The sequence below is a fragment of the Streptomyces sp. NPDC088254 genome, from assembly GCF_044740925.1.
Lineage (GTDB): Bacteria > Actinomycetota > Actinomycetes > Streptomycetales > Streptomycetaceae > Streptomyces.
In genome coordinates this window covers 973,649-990,633 of sequence record NZ_JBIURQ010000001.1, presented here as the reverse complement: position 1 = coordinate 990,633, position 16,985 = coordinate 973,649, and the positions used below count along the sequence as shown (strand labels likewise).

General features: G+C 75.6%; 14 protein-coding genes. 10 read left to right on the top strand and 4 right to left on the bottom strand.

Features of this window, described 5'->3' with window-relative positions:
* Positions 1-71 precede the first annotated feature (71 nt).
* Together ACIOC0_RS04240 and ACIOC0_RS04235 are read right to left on the bottom strand one after the other, a co-directional pair.
* The gene (locus ACIOC0_RS04240; RefSeq protein ID WP_402152205.1) at positions 72-1,337 is read right to left on the bottom strand and encodes an MFS transporter; all 1,266 of its coding nucleotides are present in this window, start codon (positions 1,335-1,337) and stop codon (positions 72-74) included.
* A 431-nt stretch (positions 1,338-1,768) separates the two neighbouring features.
* Entirely contained in the window at positions 1,769-2,332 is a 564-nt protein-coding gene (locus tag ACIOC0_RS04235; protein WP_402152202.1) for a hemerythrin domain-containing protein, read from the bottom strand.
* Positions 2,333-2,759: 427 nt separating this feature from the next.
* On the opposite strand from ACIOC0_RS04235, the gene ACIOC0_RS04230 reads away from it, so the two are divergent.
* Genes ACIOC0_RS04230 through rfaE2 form a run of 9 tightly spaced genes read left to right on the top strand, consistent with a single transcriptional unit; the run spans position 2,760 to position 12,400 of the window.
* Positions 2,760-3,776, top strand: a complete 1,017-nt coding sequence (locus ACIOC0_RS04230; protein WP_402152199.1) for an NAD-dependent epimerase/dehydratase family protein — start codon at positions 2,760-2,762, stop codon at positions 3,774-3,776.
* 33 nt (positions 3,777-3,809) lie between these two features.
* Positions 3,810-5,444, top strand: a complete 1,635-nt coding sequence (locus ACIOC0_RS04225) for a carbamoyltransferase (protein ID WP_402152197.1) — start codon at positions 3,810-3,812, stop codon at positions 5,442-5,444.
* Positions 5,441-6,478: a glycosyltransferase family 2 protein gene (locus ACIOC0_RS04220; RefSeq protein ID WP_402152194.1), complete on the top strand. Its 1,038-nt coding sequence runs from the start codon at positions 5,441-5,443 to the stop codon at positions 6,476-6,478. Before ACIOC0_RS04225 ends, ACIOC0_RS04220 begins: the two co-directional genes overlap by 4 nt.
* On the top strand, positions 6,475-7,056 hold the full coding sequence (locus ACIOC0_RS04215; RefSeq protein ID WP_402152191.1) for a D-glycero-alpha-D-manno-heptose-1,7-bisphosphate 7-phosphatase: 582 nt from the start codon (positions 6,475-6,477) through the stop codon (positions 7,054-7,056). Before ACIOC0_RS04220 ends, ACIOC0_RS04215 begins: the two co-directional genes overlap by 4 nt.
* On the top strand, positions 7,053-8,060 hold the full coding sequence (locus ACIOC0_RS04210) for a glycosyltransferase family 9 protein (RefSeq protein ID WP_402152188.1): 1,008 nt from the start codon (positions 7,053-7,055) through the stop codon (positions 8,058-8,060). The genes ACIOC0_RS04215 and ACIOC0_RS04210 overlap by 4 nt, the downstream gene beginning before the upstream one ends.
* Positions 8,061-8,062: 2 nt before the next feature.
* Positions 8,063-9,025, top strand: a complete 963-nt coding sequence (locus ACIOC0_RS04205) for a glycosyltransferase (RefSeq protein ID WP_402153203.1) — start codon at positions 8,063-8,065, stop codon at positions 9,023-9,025.
* Complete coding sequence (locus ACIOC0_RS04200) at positions 9,022-10,275, top strand: glycosyltransferase (RefSeq protein WP_402152185.1); 1,254 nt, start codon at positions 9,022-9,024, stop codon at positions 10,273-10,275. The genes ACIOC0_RS04205 and ACIOC0_RS04200 overlap by 4 nt, the downstream gene beginning before the upstream one ends.
* Complete coding sequence (locus ACIOC0_RS04195; RefSeq protein WP_402152182.1) at positions 10,272-10,907, top strand: SIS domain-containing protein; 636 nt, start codon at positions 10,272-10,274, stop codon at positions 10,905-10,907. The genes ACIOC0_RS04200 and ACIOC0_RS04195 overlap by 4 nt, the downstream gene beginning before the upstream one ends.
* A complete protein-coding gene (gene rfaE2, locus ACIOC0_RS04190) occupies positions 10,904-12,400 on the top strand; it encodes a D-glycero-beta-D-manno-heptose 1-phosphate adenylyltransferase (protein WP_402152179.1) in 1,497 nt (498 codons plus the stop codon). The genes ACIOC0_RS04195 and rfaE2 overlap by 4 nt, the downstream gene beginning before the upstream one ends.
* 1,030 nt (positions 12,401-13,430) lie before the next feature.
* Here rfaE2 and ACIOC0_RS04185 read toward each other — a convergent pair.
* Positions 13,431-13,589 (bottom strand): hypothetical protein, encoded by a 159-nt coding sequence (locus ACIOC0_RS04185; RefSeq protein WP_402152176.1) that lies wholly within the window; start codon positions 13,587-13,589, stop codon positions 13,431-13,433.
* Between the two features lie 17 nt (positions 13,590-13,606).
* Entirely contained in the window at positions 13,607-14,116 is a 510-nt protein-coding gene (locus ACIOC0_RS04180; RefSeq protein ID WP_402152173.1) for a DUF1360 domain-containing protein, read from the bottom strand.
* 496 nt (positions 14,117-14,612) lie between these two features.
* On the opposite strand from ACIOC0_RS04180, the gene ACIOC0_RS04175 reads away from it, so the two are divergent.
* Positions 14,613-16,907, top strand: a complete 2,295-nt coding sequence (locus ACIOC0_RS04175; protein WP_402153201.1) for a VWA domain-containing protein — start codon at positions 14,613-14,615, stop codon at positions 16,905-16,907.
* Positions 16,908-16,985: the final 78 nt, after the last annotated feature.

Here is a 16,985-nt window from a genome sequence, read left to right as displayed (position 1 = left end):
GACGAGATCATACGAGCGCGCGTGAGCGGCGTTCTCCGCGTCCTCGCAGGTCGTGGCGGTGGCCCGGGCGCTCAGGCTGCCGTTTGGAGGGATTCTCGGGTGGGGTGGTCGTCGTCCGGGTGGCTGGGGAGGGGGTGGAGTGGGGGTGTGCGGGGGCGGCGGCGGTGGAGGACGAGGCCGGTGGTGATCGTGATGGCGATCAGGAGGCCGCTGGTGACCAGGGCGCCGCGGGCTCCCGCGAGTTCCATGAGCAGGCCGAGGGCGGGCGGGCCGCCCAGGCTCCACACCGTGCCGACGCTGCTCCACACGCCGAGGACGCGTCCGCGCATGTGGGCGGGCGGGTCGGTCTGGAGGACGGCCGTTCCGGCGGTGTCGGAGACGGACTCCACCACCGCCATGGGCAGGACCAGGACGAGGAGCACGACCAGGGACGGCGACAGTCCCGCCACGACCTGGAGCAGCCCGCCCGCCGCCGCCAACGCGCCCACCGCCCGCACCGAGGGCTTGCGCAGCCGGGCGCCGAGGACCGCGCCGAGGATCCCGCCGACGGCGAGGACCGTGGAGACCGTGCCGAACGCGCCGGGACCGCCCGCGAGGGGGCCGGTGACGAGCACGGCGAGGGTGAGGCCGTAGTTGCGGCCGAAGACGCTGCTGACGCCGGTGATGCCGGCGAGAGCGACCAGACGGGGGCGGCGGGCGAAGAACAGCAGGCCGTCGCGCGCGCTCGTCCCGGCCCGCCGGTCGCGCTGCCGTGGGACGACCCGCCCGGCCCGGGCGACGACGCTCGTGCCTCGCGCGGGCTTCAGGAACGGGATGACGGCGGTCACGAAGAGGAAGGACAGGCCGTTGGCCACGTATGCGGAGGCCGTGCCGAGGAAGCCCACGGTCACGCCGGCCAGTGCCGCGCCGGCGAGCCGGCCCGCGTTGTGGACCAGCGCGCCGACGCCGATCGCGGAGGGCAGGTCCTCCACGGGCACGAGGTCGTTGCCCAGCAGGGCGCAGGCCGGGCCGTCCACGGTGGCGATCGTGCCGGTGACGGCGGCCAGCACCATCAGGGACGTCATGTCGAGCCGGTCCAGCGCCACCAGCACCGCGGTCGTGAAGGCGACCGCGCCCAGGAGGGCCTGGCTGACGGCGGCGATCAGCTTGCGGGGCCAGCGGTCGACGGCCGCGCCGCCCAGGACGCTCATGAAGAGCGCCGGGGCGGCCTGCACCGACATGGACAGGCCGGTCGCGGCGGCCGACCCGGTGATCTGCAGCACCAGCAGGTTCTGGACCGTGAGCTGCATCCAGGTGCCGGTGTTCGACAGGAGGTTCGCCACGGACCACCAGCGCATGCCGCGGTGTCTCAGCGACCGCCACGGCGAGCGGGACCCTGCCCCCGGGAGGGCGGGGGCGGCGGTGGTGTCGGGGGCAGGGCGAGGCGCGGGGGCGGCGGGGATCGTAGGCACAGTGCGGAACCCGAGGGGCGAGCGGCGGTCACAGGGGCAGCGGAAACCGGGGAACGCCGGCTTCGCTGCACGGCCACTCCTGCTGGGGACCTGGTGCGGGCCCCGTCGGTCACGGCGCGGACCATCGTGGCAGACGGGGTGGGATGAAGCGGGCGGAGCGGCTTGACCGCACCGCCGCGCGTGGCCTCAAGTTCCGCCGGGCCAGAGGCCTTTGCCTCACTGAGTGTGCTTGCTCACAAGCCCTTCGGGGGCCGGGCGCGCCGAGGGGCCCGTCACACGGTGACGGGCCCCTCGGCAGCGTCCCTCGTCGGGCGGGATCAGCTCTTCTTGCCCCGCCCCGTCAGCGCGTCTCGCATGCGATCGACCATGCCCATGCCCGGCGCCAGCATCTTGTTGGCCGGCGGCTTGTCCGGGGCGGCCGGGTGGGGCCGCGTCGGCGCCGTCTTCTTCGCCGTGCGGACCTTGTCGCCCAGCTCGTCCAAGGCGCTCTCGGGACAGGCCGCGCGCAGTTTCGGGAAGAGGTTCTCCTCCTCGTCGGCCACATGCTCGCGGATCTCGCTCATCAGGGAGCGGACCAGCCGGTCGAAGTCGGGGTCGTCCGCGGCGCGGCCCTCCAGGTCCTTCATGAGCTGCTCGGCCTTGGCGTGGTCCTCCAGCTCCTTGTCCGCGAGGGCGTCCCCGCCGGCGACGTGCTCGCGCACCGCCGGGTAGAGGTAGGCCTCCTCGGCCACCGAGTGCCGGACCAGTTCCATCGTGACCTGGTCCGCGTACAGCTTGCGGACCTTGTGTCCGGACGGCAGCGCCTCGATCTTGCCGAACAGTTCTTCCACCTCGCGGTGATCGGTCACCAGTTCGTCGATGACGTTCCCACCATGACCCATGTCCTTCACCTCCAGCCTGGGACGGTTCCCGGGCGGATCCGCCAGGGGGCCGAGTGCCCCACTGCGCATGGTCGACACCGCCCCGCGAGGGATGCCGGGAGCGATGCCGCAAAGCAGAACGCATCGTGAGAAGTCGCGCGCAAATGGGTGAATGAGCACAATGAGGAACGAACAGGGATCAACGTGTGAAACCAACTGGTTCGGGAACCCCGTCCACTACCGTCAGACCTCAGCCGTCGGGAACACGGCGGCCGGCCCGGGACGACGCTGCGGGTCAGCGCCCCTTACGTCCCGGCCCTGAGCCCTCCCGGTCCCTGTCCCACCCCGTCCCTCTCCGGCATGTCTCCTCCCGCTGCACCGCATTGCGTGCACCGGACCCCGTGCGCCGCACTTCCCGGCGTTTTCGACCGCGGCCGAAGGACGTTCCATGACCGATGCGACTCCCCGCCTGCCCTGGCGTCGTGCCCTGGTGACGGGCGGTGCCGGCTTCCTCGGCAGTCATCTGTGCGAGCGCCTGCTGGATTCGGGTGCCGAAGTCGACTGCGCGGACAACCTGGTGTCGGGTTCACACGACAACATCGCCCACCTCCTCGGGCGGCCCGGATTCCGGCTCGTGGAGTGCGACGTCTGCGACCCCGACGCGCCGGGGCGCCTCACCGGGCCGTACGACGTGGTGCTGCACTTCGCGTGTCCCGCCTCCCCCGCCGACTACCTGCGGCTGCCTCTGGAGACCCTCGACGTCGGCAGTCTCGGCACCCGCGCCATGCTGGCCGTCGCCGAGCGGGACGGCGCCCGCTTCCTGCTGGCCTCGACGTCCGAGGTGTACGGCGACCCCCTGGTGCATCCGCAGCGTGAGGACTACTGGGGCAACGTCAACCCCGTCGGGCCGCGCAGCGTGTACGACGAGGCCAAGCGGTTCGCCGAGGCCCTGGTCACCGCGCATGTGAGCGCCCGGGACGCCGACGCCGGGATCGTACGGCTGTTCAACACCTACGGGCCGCGGATGCGCGCGCACGACGGCCGGGCCGTGCCCACCTTCGTCAGCCAGGCCCTGGCGGGCGAGCCGCTGACGGTGGCGGGCGACGGGAGTCAGACGCGGTCGCTGTGCTACGTGGACGACACCGTCGAGGGCGTGCTGCTGGTGGCCGCGAGCCACTCGGTGCGGCCGGTGAACATCGGCGGCAGCGACGAGGTGACCGTCCGGGACATCGCCCGCCGGGTGGTGGAGCTGACCGGGTCCTCCTCCCGCATCGAGTTCGTCGACCGCCCGGTGGACGACCCGCAGCGCCGCCGCCCGGACACCACCCTCGCCCGCGAGCTGCTGGGCTGGACGCCCAGGGTGCCCTGGGAGGAGGGCGTCAAGCACACGATCGCCTACTTCGCCGCGAAGCAGTCGGCGAGGGCGGCTCACGAGCCCGGCCGCGACCCCACCCCGCAGGCCTGAGACGTCTTCCCCACGCCGCCACGGAGGCCTTGTATGCGTGTCCTCGGAATCAACGCCCTCTTCCACGACCCCGCCGCCGCCCTCGTCCTGGACGGCCGGGTCGTGGCGGCCGCTGAGGAGGAGCGCTTCAGCAGACGCAAGCACGGCAAGCGGCCCGTCCCCTTCGCCGCCTGGGAGCTGCCCGAGCTGTCCGCCCGCTGGTGCCTGGAGCACACCGGCCTCGACCCGTCCGAGGTGGATGCCGTCGCCTACTCCTACGACCCCCAACTCGCGCTTTCCGCCGACCGGTTGGGCCTGGACGACCCTTTCGACCACCTGCGCCAGGAGTACGCGCGCCGCGCTCCGGAGTTCCTCGCCGAGGCGCTGCCCGGACTCGACCCGGCCAAGGTGCGCTTCGTCCCCCACCACATCGCCCACGCCGCCTCGGCCGGCCAGGCCTCCCCGCACCCGGACTGCGCGGTGCTCGTGCTCGACGGGCGCGGCGAGTGCGGCTCCCATCTCGCGGGCCGCTACGCCAACCGTGAACTGACCGTGCTGGGCGCGCAGTCGCTGCCCCACTCGATGGGCCTGTTCTACGAGGAGCTGACCCAGCACCTCGGTTTCCTGCGCAGCAGCGACGAGTTCAAGGTGATGGCGCTCGCCTCCTACGGCAGGCCGCGCTTCCTCGACCGGCTGCGGGAGTACGTGACGCTCGACGGCGAGGGCGGCTTCCGTACCCGTCCGGTGCCCTGGGCGTCCCTCGTCCCGCCGCGTCCCGCGGGCGCCGCCTGGACCGAGGACCACGCGGACATCGCGGCCAGTGCCCAGGCCTGCCTTGAGGAGGTGCTGCTCGGGCTGGCCCGGTGGCTGCACGACCGTACCGGCGAGGCCGTGCTGGCGCTCGCGGGCGGGGTGGCGCTGAACTGCGTGGCCAACACCCGGCTGCACCGGGACGGGCCGTTCGAGCGGATCTGGGTGCAGCCGGCGGCCGGGGACGCGGGCACCGCGCTCGGCGCGGCCCTGCACGTCGCCCAGCAGAAGGAGGCGGTGGAGGCGATGCCGACCGCCGCCCTGGGCCGCGGCTGGCGTGACGCGGAGCTGCGCGCCTGGCTGGAGCGGGCCGCCGTCCCGTACGAGGAGCCGGACGACATCGCCGAGACGGTCGCCGAGGAGCTGGCCCGGGACGGGATCGTGGCCTGGTTCCAGGGCCGCAGCGAGTACGGGCCCCGGGCGCTCGGGCACCGCTCGCTGCTGGCGCATCCCGGGCGGGCCGGGAACCTGGAGCGGCTCAACGCGGTGAAGGGGCGGGAGGAGTTCCGTCCGGTCGCCCCGATGGTGCTGGCGGAACGGGCGGCGGAGCTGTTCGACGGGCCGCTGCCCAGCCCGTACATGCTGTTCGTGCACGATGTCGCGGCCGGCTGGCGGGAGCGGATCCCGGCCGTCGTCCACGTCGACGGCACGGCCCGTGTGCAGACCGTGGACCGGGCGGAGGAGCCGCTGGTGGCGCGGATGATCGAGGGCTTCGAACGCCGCACGGGGCTGCCCGTGGTGGTCAACACCAGCCTCAACACCGCGGGCCGGCCGATGGTCGACGACCCCCGTGACGCCCTGGAGTGCTTCGGCTCGGCGCCGGTGGACCTGCTCGCGCTGGGCCCGTTCGCGATCCGCCGTCGGCGGGTGTTCGCATGACTCCGGCCTCGGGCAGGGGCCCTGAGCGTCCGCCGGTCCCGGTGGACGCCCCCGCCTACTCCGTCGTCGTGCCGACCGTCGGGCGGCCCTGCCTCGCCGACTGCCTGCGGGCGCTCGCCGCCGCTGCCGGGCATCCGCCCGAGGAGGTCGTCGTGGTGGACGACCGGCCCGACGGCGTCGGGGAAGTGCCGCTCGCGGCGGCGGGTCCCCTGTACGGGCGGGTGCGCACCCTGCGCACCGGTGGGCGCGGGCCCGCCGCGGCGCGCAACGCCGGCTGGCGCACCGTCGGCACGCCGTGGACAGTGTTCCTCGACGACGACGTCCGGGTCCTGCCGGACTGGTCCCGTCTCCTCGCGCAGGACCTGCGCGCGGCCGACGCCTTCACCGGCGGGGTGCAGGGCCGGCTGTCCGTCCCGCTCCCCGGGGACCGCAGGCCCACCGACTGGGAGCGCGGCACGGCCGGCCTGGAGGAGGCCGCCTGGGCCACCGCCGACATGGCCTACCGGACGGCCGCCCTGGTCGACGTGGGCGGCTTCGACGAGCGGTTCCGCCGGGCCTTCCGGGAGGACGCCGACCTCGCGCTGCGGGTCCGGGCGGCCGGCTGGAGCCTGTGCCGCGGGCGGCGCGCCACCCTCCACCCGGTCCGGCCCTCGGACCCCTGGGCGTCGGTGCGGGCCCAGCGGGGCAACGCGGACGACGTCCTGATGACGCGGCTGCACGGCCGCGACTGGTGGACCCGCGCCGAGGCGCCCCGTGGCCGGTTCCCCCGGCATGTGCTGGTGACCGCCGCCGCGCTCACCGCGTCGGTCTGCGCGCTGACCGGCAGGCGGCGCGCCGCGGCCGTCGCGGGCGCCCTGTGGTCGCTGGGCACGGCGGAGTTCGCCCTGGCCCGTATCGTCCCCGGCCCGCGGACTCGGCGGGAGGTCGCCACCATGCTCTGCACGAGCGTGCTCATCCCGCCGTCGGCCGTCCGCCACTGGCTGCACGGTCAGCTGCGCCACCGTGCGGCCGTCCCCCACGAGGGCACGCCATGACGCGCGGCCCCACCGGGAGCCGGGCCGTGGGGTGCGCGTCACCGCGGCCTCCCGCCGCCGTGCTCTTCGACCGGGACGGGACCCTCATCGAGGACGTTCCCTACAACGGCGACCCCGCGTCGGTGCGGCCCGTGGCCGGGGCCGGGCGGGCTGTCGAACTGCTGCGGGCCGCGGGGGTGGCGACCGGCGTGGTCAGCAACCAGTCCGGCGTCGGGCGCGGCCTGCTCACGCACGACGACGTACGGCGGGTCAACGACCGGGCGGACGTCCTGCTCGGCGGCCTGGACGTGTGGGTGTACTGCCCCCATCTGCCCGATGCCGGCTGCCGCTGCCGCAAGCCCCGGCCGGGGCTGGTGATCGAGGCGGCCCGCCGGCTCGGCGCCGATCCACGGGACTGCGTGGTCGTCGGCGACATCGGCGCCGACGTGGCGGCCGCGCTCGCTGCGGGCGCCCGGGGCGTGCTGGTGCCCACCCCGGCGACGCTGCCCGCCGAGGTGGCGTCGGCGCCCGTGACCGCTCCCGACCTGCTCACGGCGGTCGGCCGGCTGCTGGCCCACCCGGAGGGAGACCGGTCGTGAGGTCCCTGGTCGTACGCCTCGACAGCTTCGGCGACGTGCTGCTCGCCGGGCCGGCCGTGCGCGCCGTCGCCGCGTGCTCCCGTGGGGTGACGATGCTCTGCGGTCCGCGCGGCGAGCCCGCCGCCCGGCTGCTGCCCGGAGTGGACGAGGTGATCGTGTGGGCGGCGCCGTGGGAGGGCGTGGACCCGCCCACGGTGGCGGAGGCGGACGTCGAGGGCCTCGTACGGCGGCTGCGCGGCCGGGCGTACGACGCCGCGCTGATCCTCACCTCGTTCCACCAGAGCCCGCTGCCGACCGCCCTGGTGCTGCGGCTGGCCGGCGTCGGACGGATCGGCGCCGACAGCGTCGACGCCCCCGGCAGCCTCCTCGACGTACGCCACCGGCGGTTGCCCGGGCGGCACGAGGCGCAGGCCGCGCTGGACACGGCCGCCGCGATGGGCTTCCGCCCGCCTCCCGGGGACGACGGCCGGCTGCGCGTCCTGCCGCCGCCCGACACCGTCGCCCTCACCGGAGACGGCCCCTACGTCGTCGTCCACCCGGGGGCCAGCGCGCACGCGCGGGCGTGGAGTGCGGGGCGCTGCGCAGAGGCCGTGTCCCTCCTGGCGGACGCGGGGCACCGGGTGGTCGTCACCGGCGGTCCCGGCGAGCGGGACCTGACCCGGCGGGTGAGCGGCGGCACGGGCGTGGACCTCGGCGGAAGGACGCCGCCGAGCACCCTCGCGGGCGTGCTGCGCGCCGCCGACGCGGTGGTGTGCGGCAACACCGGGCCCGCCCATCTGGCAGCGGCCGTCGGCACCCCGGTGGTGTCGCTGTTCGCGCCGGTCGTGCCGGCGGAGCGGTGGGCGCCGTACGGGGTGCCGTATGTGCTCCTCGGCGACCAGAACGCGCCGTGCGCGGACAGCCGCGCCCGGCGCTGCCCGGTGCCGGGCCACCCGTGCCTGGAGGAGGTCACGGGCCATGACGTGGTGCTGGCGGTGCGGAAACTGATCGAGGAGACCGCATGAGCATGAACATCCTGGTCTGGCATGTGCACGGCTCATGGCTGACGTCGTTCGTCCAGGGCCCGTACACCTTCCTGGTCCCGGTGACGCCCGACCGTGGGCCGGACGGCCTGGGGCGGGCCCGTACCTGGCGGTGGCCGGACACCGTGCGGGAGGCGACGCCCGGCGAGCTGCGCGACGCGCCGATCGACCTGATGGTGCTGCAGCGGCCGCACGAGATCGGCCTCGCCCACCGGTGGACGGGCCGGCGCCCCGGCGTCGACGTGCCCGCGGTGTACGTCGAGCACAACTGCCCGCACCACTCGGCCGTCGACACCCGTCACCCCCTCGCCGGCCGTACCGACGTCACGATCGTCCACGTCACCCACTTCAACCGGCTGATGTGGGACAGCGGCCGCGCCCCGACCACGGTGATCGAGCACGGCGTCGTCGACCCCGGCCCCCTGTGGACCGGCGAGGAGCCGCGCGCCGCCGTCGTCGTCAACGAGCCGGTGCGGCGGGGCCGGACCACCGGCACGGACCTGCTGCCCGCCTTCGCGCGGGCGGCTCCGCTGGACGTCTTCGGCATGGGCACGGCGGGTCTCGCGGACCGTCTCGGGCTGCCGCCCGACCGCTGCCGCACCCGGGACCTGCCCCAGGGCGAACTGCACCCGGCGATGGCCCGCTGCCGGCTGTACCTGCACCCGGTGCGCTGGACGTCGCTCGGGCTGTCCCTGCTGGAGGCCATGTTCCTCGGCATGCCGGTGGTGGCGCTGGACGCCACGGAGGTGCGGGAAGCCGTGCCGGACGGGGCGGGAGTGGTCTCCAACCGGATCGACGTGCTGGAGGACGCCGTCCGCCGCTTCACCGCGGACCCGGCGTACGCCCGCGCGACGGGGGAGGCCGCCCGGGCCGCGGTCCGGGCCCGCTACGGAGAACGGCGTTTCCGGGACGACTGGGAGCGCCTGATCAAGGAGGTCACCCGATGAGCCCCAGCCAGCCGACGGCCGGCCGCGTCGCCATGGTCTCCGAGCACGCCAGCCCGCTGGCCGAGCTCGGCGGACCGGACGCGGGCGGACAGAACGTGTACGTGGCCCGACTCGCCGCACAGCTGGCCCGCCGGGGCCACGAGGTCGTCGTGTACACGCGCCGCGACGACCCCGGGCTGCAGGAACGGGTCACCACCGCGGACGGGGTGAAGGTGGTTCATGTGCCCGCCGGACCTCCGGCCCCCATACCCAAGGACGAACTCCTGCCGTACATGCCGGAGTTCGGCGCGTGGCTGGCGCGGGAGTGGGCGGCCGATCCTCCGGACGTGGTGCACGCCCACTTCTGGATGTCCGGGATGGCGGCGCTGGCCGGGGCACGCGAGCTCGGCGTGCCCGTGGTGCAGACGTACCACGCGCTCGGCACGGTGAAGAAACGGCACCAGGGGGCCGCCGACACCAGTCCGCCGCAGCGCGTGGCGATCGAGACGGCGGTCGGACGGGAGTGCTCGGGCATCATCGCCACCTGCCAGGACGAGGTGGCCGAACTGGTCGCCATGGGGCTGCCCCGCGAGCGGGTCTCGGTGGTTCCCTGCGGCGTGGACCCCGAGCTGTTCGCCCCGGTGGCCGGCGCGCGGCGGCGGCCCGCGTCGGCGCCCCGGCGGCTCCTCTCGGTCGGCCGGCTGGTGCCGCGCAAGGGCTTCGACCGGGCGATCCGCGCCCTGGCGGGCATCCCCGACGCCGAACTGCTCGTCGCGGGCGGGCCCGAGGCCGCCCTGCTGGGCGCCGAGCCCGAGGCGGAGCGGCTGCGGGCGGTCGCCGAGGAGTGCGGGGTGGCCGACCGGGTGACCCTGCTGGGCGGGGTGGGTCCCGCGCGCATGCCCCGGCTGATGTCCGAGGCGGACCTGGTGCTCTCCCTGCCCCGGTACGAGCCCTTCGGGATCGTCCCCGTCGAGGCGATGGCGTGCTGCGCGCCCGTCGTCGCCACGGCGGTCGGCGGGCAGCTCGACACCGTCGTGGACGACCTCACGGGCGTGCACGTCGCACCGGAGTCACCGGACCGGGGCCACGACCGGCATCTCGTGGACACCGTGAACCGTCTGCTCGACGACCCCGAGCGGCTCGCCCGGTACGGGGCCGCCGGCCGGCGCCGGGTCCTCGCACGCTACACCTGGGACCGCGTCGCCGACGGCGTGTCTCGGGTGTACGGCGCCGTGTCCTGCGTCCCCTCGCTGTCGGGAGTGGTCCGATGACGCTCGCCCCCGGAGTCGCGCACTGCGACGACCTGATGAAGGCACTGGAAGGCTTCCGCGAATACGCCGCCCCGGTGATCCGACGCTGGGGAGGCGCCCTCGCCGACCGGCTGGGGGCGGGCTCGCGGCTGCTCGTCGCCGGGAACGGCGGGAGCGCCGCGCAGGCCCAGCATCTGACCGCCGAGCTGGTCGGCCGCTACCGCGACGACCGGCCGCCGTACTCGGCGCTCTCCCTGCACGCGGACACCTCCTCCACCACGGCCATCGCCAACGACTACGGCGTGCAGGAGATCTTCGCCCGGCAGGTCGCCGCGCACGGCCGGGCCGGGGACGTGCTGATGCTGCTGTCCACCAGCGGCGCGAGCGCGAACCTGCTCGTGGCGTCGAAGGAGGCGGGCCGGCTCGGGATGACCGTGTGGGCGCTGACCGGGCCGGCGCCCAACCCGCTGGAGGGGGCCGCGGACGACGCGCTGTGCGTGGAGGCGGCGGCCGCCGCCACGGTCCAGGAGCTGCACCTGGTGGCCGTGCACATGCTGTGCGAGGCCTTCGACCGGAGGGTGGAGCGCCGTACGGCGGTCGACGGCCGTTGGAAGAACGGTACGCGGCCCGTGACGGGCGGGGGCGGCGGATGAGCGCCCGGGCGCCGCTGCTCGTCGTCGGGGACGCGCTGCTCGATCACGACCTGTGCGGGCGGGCGGAGCGGCTGGCCCCCGACGCGCCGGTCCCGGTCGTCAGCGGCACCCGGCGCGTCTCCCGGCCGGGCGGCGCCGCGCTCGCCGCACTCCTCGCCGCCGCCGACGGCAGGCCGGTCACCCTGGTCACCGCGCTGGGCGGCGACGAGGCCAGCGCGACGCTGGAACGGCTGCTCGCCGGCCGGGTGCGGCTGGTGCGGATGCCGCTGGCGGGGGCGCTGCCCAGCAAGACCCGCGTCTTCGCGGAGGGCACGCCGCTGCTGCGCCTGGACGACGGTGAGGGCCTGGCCGGCGAGGCGACGGAGGAGGCCCGCCACGCCGTCGCCGAGGCGGGCGCGATCCTGGTCGCCGACTACGGCCGGGGCACGGCGGGCGCACTCCGCGAGCCCCTGCGGTCGGCCGCCGCACGGGTCCCCGTCGTCTGGGACCCACACCCCCGGGGCGAACCCCCGGTGCCGGGCGTACGCCTCGTGACGCCGTCGGCGAGCGAGGCGCACGCGTTCGCCGTGCGGGTGGTGAGCGCGGACGGGCCCGCTGCGGAAAGTGGCCGGCCGCGGGCGGCGGCGACGCCTCCGGCGGCCGGCGACGACCCGGGCCGCGGGCGGGAGCTGCGGGCCGCGGCCGGTGACGCCGATGTGCTGCTTCGCGCGTGGCGGGCCGTTTCCGTGGCCGTGACCCTCGGCGGACGCGGCGCGCTGCTCTCCCACGGCGGGACGCCGCTGCTGGTGCCCGTGCCGGTGACGGCCGAGGGCGACGCCTGCGGCGCCGGGGACCGCTTCGCGGCGACCGCCGCCGGTCTCCTCGCCGACGGTGAGCTGACCGAGACGGCGGTGCGTGAGGCCGTGCACGCCGCCACCCGGTACGTCGCCCAGGGCGGCGTCCGCTCGCTCGTCGAGACCGCCCCCGAGACGGTCCCGGCGGCCCAGGCGGCTCCCCCGGCCGCCGACGACGCCCTGCGGACGGCGGCCCGGGTGCGCGCGGCCGGCGGGACCGTCGTCGCGGCGGGCGGCTGTTTCGATCTCCTGCACGCCGGCCATGTCGCCCTGCTCCAGGCGGCCCGCCGGGCCGGCGACTGCCTGGTCGTGTGCGTCAACTCGGACGCGTCCGTGCGCCGCCGCAAGGGCGGTGGGCGGCCGCTGGTGCCGGTGGCGGACCGGGTCAGGGTGCTGCGGGCCCTGGAGTGCGTGGACGCGGTCGCGGTGTTCGAGGAGGACACTCCGGAGCGGCTGCTCGGCGAGCTGCGGCCGGACGTCTGGGCGAAGGGCGGCGACTACGCGCTGGAGCGGCTGCCGGAAGCGTCCCTGGTGGAGAGCTGGGGCGGCCAGGTCGTCCTTCTCCCTTACCTGGACGGCCGTTCGACGACCGGCCTCGCGGAGCGGGCGGCGCTGTCCCCGCACCGGCCGAGAGGCTTCCGCGGGAGGCGGCGAGGGTGAGCGGCCCGCGCACCGGGGCGCGGCCGGCGGACTCGGCGGGAGAGGCGCCGGCCGCGACGCCCTGCGTGCTCGTGCTGCGGGCGCTCGGACTGGGGGACCTGCTGGCCGGGGTGCCCGCCCTGCGGGGCATCCGCCGGGCCTCCCCCCGGGGCCCGTGTCGTGCTGGCGCGGCCCGGAGCGCTGGAGGAGGCCGCCCTGGCCACCGGGGCCGTGGACGCCGTGTTCCCGGCCGAGGCGCCGGGACGTGCCGTGCCGTCGCCGGCGCACTGACCGGGGCCGCCGCCCGACCGGGCGATCGACCTGCACGGCAAGGGTCCCGAGAGCGGCGACGCCGTCGCCGCGCTCGCCCCCGGGACGGCTGCCGGTCTTTCGCCCATCCCGAGCCCCGGCCCGCACGGTGGCGGGCGGACGAGCACGAACGCACCCGGTGGTGCCGATTCCTCGACGCGTACGGCATCGCGGCCGCCCTCGGCGACGTGCGGCTGCCCCCCCCCCCGCCCGCCGCGACGTGCGGCTGCCCCCGCCCGCCGCGGCCTCGCCGGCGCCGGGAGCCGTCGTCGTGCATCCCGGGGCGGAGTCCGCGGCCCGGCGCCGGCCCGACGAGCGGTACGCCGCGCTCGTACGGCGGCTGCGCCCCACCGGCCGGCGTGTCGTCGTCGCGGGCGGGCCGGGAGAGGACGCGCTGGTGCGGGACGTGGCGGGGTCGGCCGGGCTGCCGGCGTGGGATGCGTTGTGCGGGGGGGGCTGCCGTTCGGGGAGCTGTCGGCGCTGGTCGCCGGGGCCACGCTGCTCGTGAGCGGCGACACCGGGCCGCCCATCTCGCCGTCACCCACGGCACGCCCTCCGTGACGCTGTTCGGGCCGGTCGCGCCCCGTCTGTGGGGACCGCCGCCCGGGTCCGGGCGTCACCGCGCGCTGTGAAAGCCGGGGCCGCCCGGGGATCCCCACGTGGGGAGGTGCCCGCCCCCCCGGCTGACGCGCATCGACGAGGCCGTGGCGGCGGCGCTCGGCCTGCTGGAGGGCCCCGCGGGTCAGGAGCCGCTGCCGTTCTCCCCGCTCCCGTCGGCGTCGTCGCGGTCGCCCTCGGCCTGAGAAGGCGTGGCGTGGTCCGGGGAGGACTGCTCGGCCGTCTCCCGGGCGTCCTGCTCCTCCCGGTCGCCCTCGGCCCGGGAGGGGGTGTGCTCGGTCATGCTGCTCACTCCTGGCGTCAGTTCTCGGTGGTCTGCTGTGTCCAGGTCCAGGCGTACTGGAGCCAGTCCGCCAAGGTCACCGCGCCCAGGCCCGCGCAGCCAAGGCGGGTGGCCCGGGGCGCGCAGGCGTACGAGGCGACGGCGGCGCCCGCGACCCACACCGAGACGCAGAACGGGCAGGAGACCAGGTCCCCCACGGCGCGCCGCACACCGGTGCCGCGGGGCTCGTCCAGGATCTCGCCGGCCGGGGCGTCGGAACCGCGGCGGGTGAACGGCGCCCGGACGAATCTGGTGATCTTGTCCCGGGACAGCAGCCGCGACGTCTTGTAGACCGCCGCCCCCATCAGGGCGACGTCCCACGGCGGCACCTCGTCCGGCAGCCGCACGCCCTTGCGCCGCGCCACGCCGGCGAAGACGGCGACGCTCGCGGCGAAGGCGGCGGTGAGCGCCGCGTACCCGCCGAGGGGCAGATCCTCCCGGCCGTCGCTGCGGTCCCGGTCCTCGTCGTGCGCGGCGTCCGCGGTCATGGCACCTCCTGTTGGTCCGCGCGGCCGCATCGATCGCGGCCTTGTCGATGGCGCGGGCCGAGTTCCCCCGCACCACGGCACCACACGCGCCCGAACCCTGACCGCGATCCGGTACAGCAGCCATAAAAACCGATCATCATCGGTCAACAAACGCCGGGAAAGAATACGAAGGCGAGCGCCGGCAAAAAACTTCGGCCACTGCCGTCATCACCGTTCCGAGAAGTCGACGACCCGCCTCGGTCGCTTGGCACAACCCCTTGAACAGGCACGACACCACGGTTGACCACCCCGGGGAAACCGCGCGGGAATGTTTCGGATAAGCCTTCAGAAGGCAAGCACGATAATGCGCCGATCTCTTACGATGCGTCTTCTCGCGGTGCTACAAATGCGAGACAGTTCTTTTCCAGCGGGGGCCAGGGGGGATCCCATGCAGACGGACCGCCCTTGTGCCGGTTTCCCGGGTCATGCCGGACGTCTCGTTCTGTCGTTGGCACTGATGTGCGGCCTTCTGCTGCTGCCCGGAGCCTCACCGAGCCGTGCCGCCCCGGCGCCCGCGCCGGACCCCGCACCCGTCGACTTCGTCGTCCTCGTCGACGAGTCCGGAAGCCTCTCCCCTCAGGACGTCACCGCCGAGCGCGCGGCCGCCTCCATGCTCACCCTCGGCGAGTTCTCCCCGAGGTCGCGCGCCGCCGTCGTGGGCTTCGGCAGCCAGAGCGAGCAGGGGCGGCGCCCCGTGGACGTGGTGTGCCCGCTCACCAGGGCGGACACGGCGGGCCGGGAACGCCTGAGCACCTGCGTCTCCGGCATCCGGCCGCGCACCGCGGCCGAGGGCAACGGCACCGACTTCCCCGCGGCGATCACCCAGGGCCTGTCGATGCTCCGCACGACCGGGGACACCGCCGCACCGGCCGCCCCGAAGATCCTCTTCCTGCTCACCGACGGCCGGCTCGACGTCCGCGACAGCCCCAACTACGGACCCGATCCCGACCGGCGCAACGACAATGCCGCCAAGGCGCTCACCACCGCGGTGGCCCAGGCCCGGGCCGACAGGGTGCAGATCTGGCCGCTCGGTTTCGGCGACGGCATCGACCGGTCCCAACTGGACGCACTGGCCGCCGGCGGCTACCAGACCCGGTGCGGGGCACTGCCGTCGGCCCGGCCGCGGGCCCGGGTCACACCGGACTCGGACGCCGTGTCGAAGGCCCTGCTGCAGGCGTTCGCGGGAGCCCGCTGCGCCCGCACCAGTCCGGACCAGGCACAGGGCACGGTCACCACGACCGCCGATCTCAGCGTCACCATCCCGCCGGTGGCCAGCGACGGTTCCATCGTGGTGGTGAAGGAACGCCCCGAAGCCGTGGCCGTCACCTACTACGACCCCGAGGGCCGCAAGGTCCCCCTGCGCGGCTCGGCGCACGGCTCCGCCTTCGAACTCGTCGGCCAGGACGGCCCGGTGGAGTCCCTGCGGATCCGCGACCCGCACCCGGGGACCTGGCGGGTCCACGTGGAGGTGCTCGGCGGCTCGGCCGGCCAGCAGGTCAGCGCCACCGCCCTGTGGCAGGGCGTGCTGCGCTCTTTCATCGTCCTCGACCCGCCGTCTCCCGCCCCGGGCCAGAAGGCCGCCGTGCACGTGCTGTTGCAGACCGCGCGGGACGCCCGCCTCATCGACCCCGGGCAACTCGCCGGCATCGGCGTCTCGGTGAGCCTCACCGGCAAGGGCTTCGCCCCGGTCGAGACCCGGCTCACGGACGACGGGCGTTCACCGGACCACGCCGCGGGCGACGGGGAGTTCTCGGGCACGGTGACGGTGCCGGCTGCGGCGGACGGCGAGTTGGAGTTCGTAGGCCACATGGTGGGCGAGGGGATCACCGGCGACGAACGCCCCTACCGGACCACCCCGCCCGACCCGCTCTCCCCGCTCGCCGGGTCCGTCCAGTTCGAGGACCGCCGGGTGGAGCCCGGAGGGACGGCGCGCGGGCTGGTCAAGGTGCACAACTCCGGCAGCGCCGCCCGCACCGTGCGCGTGGTGCTCGGCGACGCCGGGGACCGGGTGTCCTTCACGATCAGCCCGCAGCAGGTGCGGGTCGGCGCGGGCCAGCAGATCTCCGTGCCGCTGACGTTGCGCTTCGCCGAGGACGCGCCGACCGGTCCGGTGCCGGGCACGGTCTCGCTGCGGGACGAACGGGGGCGTCCGGTGGCACAGTCCTTCCTGATCCTCCAGGTGGTGCCCCGGCCCGGGTTCCTGGAACGCAACGCGCCCGCGGTGGGCGTCGGTTCGGCGGTGCTCGCCCTGCTGGCCCTCGTCCTCGCGCTGCGCTGGCAGGGGCAGCGCAGGAGCCGGGACGTGTCCACCCTCCAGCTGATTCTCCATCAACAGGGCATGGAGCGCAGCCGGTTGCGGGCGCCGGCCGGGGGCGGGGCCGAGTTCGGGTTCCAGGTGCGCTCGGCGGGCGGTGCGCCCCGGCTGTTCCTCGACGACTCCCCCGGCCGCTACCGGGTGCGGCGCTTCCGCGACGGCCTGGCCGTCAGGACGCCGGACGGGGAGCGGCTCACCGTCCCGCGCGGGCGGACCGCGGCGCTGCGGGACGGGCTGGCGCTGGGTTTCGCCGACACCCGCTCCACGGCCCCCGCGCCCCGGCGCGGCCCCGGCCGCAGGTCCGCCGCCACGACGGCTCAGGCCACTGCGGCGCCGGCCGCCCCGGACGGCCAGGTCCGGCGCCGGCGGTCCGGTGCGACGGGAGCGCCGGCGTCCCCGCCGATGCCCGCGAAACAGCCTTATGACGACGCTTTCTGACCCGGTGTCCGACCGCCGGGACGGCCATGGACGGCCGCGCGACGGAGCCGGGCGCCCACACGGCCGCGCACGAGGGGG